Origin of the sequence: Pseudomonas sp. 51_B (assembly GCF_017491595.1) — a bacterium.
Taxonomy (GTDB): Bacteria; Pseudomonadota; Gammaproteobacteria; order Pseudomonadales; family Pseudomonadaceae; genus Aquipseudomonas; species Aquipseudomonas promysalinigenes.
Genome location: NZ_JAFGYW010000492.1, coordinates 1 through 428 on the forward strand (window position 1 = coordinate 1; position 428 = coordinate 428).

General features: G+C 65.0%; 1 protein-coding gene. It reads right to left on the bottom strand.

Annotation, left to right across the window (positions count from 1 at the left end):
• Positions 1-428 (bottom strand): hypothetical protein (locus J5M56_RS25885; RefSeq protein ID WP_207938171.1); only part of this gene is annotated, 428 nt, incomplete at both ends.

The following is a 428-nucleotide window of genomic DNA, read 5'->3' on the forward strand; positions in this document are numbered from 1 at the left end:
GGCGAGCATCGCGTCCTTGAAGGCCAGCAACAGGCCGGTGCTCAGGCTCAACAGCGGGAAGGGCGCGGTGGCGATGGCCGCGACCCACTCAACGCTCGTCCAGATCAGGCCGGCGATCATTTCGGTACGACTGGTGGTGGTCGCGTGGACGTTGTCGATCCGCCGTTGCAGCTTCATGTCATAGAGCGCGGTGAGCAGGTCGCTGACGGCGTCGGCCGGTCGCATCGAGTCGTAGCGGGCGGGGCTGGGGGTGGTTTTGTTGAGGTCTTTGGGCAGCTTCTTGCGGATGTTGTCCAGGGGCGTGCGGACCCGGGTCTGGGCGCTGATACCCACGCGCGATGTGAAGTACTCGACCATGCCCGATTGCAGCAGCAGATAATTGAACAGGCGCGCTTCACGAAAACGCACGCCGTCCGGCGCGTCCGGCG